A 536-nucleotide genomic window follows, 5' to 3' on the forward strand; every position below is an offset into this window, starting at 1 on the left:
CCAACAGCCTCAACGCGATCTCACGCCACTGACTGAGGATGCCTGGTTGCTCTACACCGCAGTATTTCGCCGCGAGAGCAACCCCTGACAGCCATCAGCCGTGGGTCTTGAAACGGCCCAGCAGGCGATAGCGTGAACCGGGATAGATAAGGCGAGCGACGGTAACAATACGTGCGTCGTGCCAGGTACGGCGGCGGATCATCAGGCACGGCTCTTGCGGATCTAACGCCAACACCTGGCGCTGGTGGTCGTCAGGAATAAAAGCTTCCACGATGTGTTACCTGACTGAGATAGGTGTAGGGGGTGCGGGTGGTGAAATCCTGTTGCAGATAGTCCGGCGCTTCCACTGGATTGACGTAGCGATCTTCCAGTTGGACCGGAAGATCGTTTTCGTAATGGACGATCTGTGAATGGAACAGCGTTTGCCCCGGCGAGATATCAAACTGTTCTGCCAGCTCACTTTCCGCTTTCAGGCTTTGCAGCGCCAATACGCGGCTGCTGTGGCGATGCCCACGTTCGGCAATCTCTTCGGCGAT

The 536-nt window shown here is 56.9% G+C and carries 1 pseudogene; it reads right to left on the reverse strand.

The features are described 5' to 3' along the window. Positions 1-94: 94 nt before the first annotated feature. Positions 95-536 (reverse strand): annotated as a pseudogene (locus tag J5224_RS34685) (UTRA domain-containing protein); the annotation flags it as partial.

This window comes from Candidatus Symbiopectobacterium sp. NZEC135 (assembly GCF_025962695.1).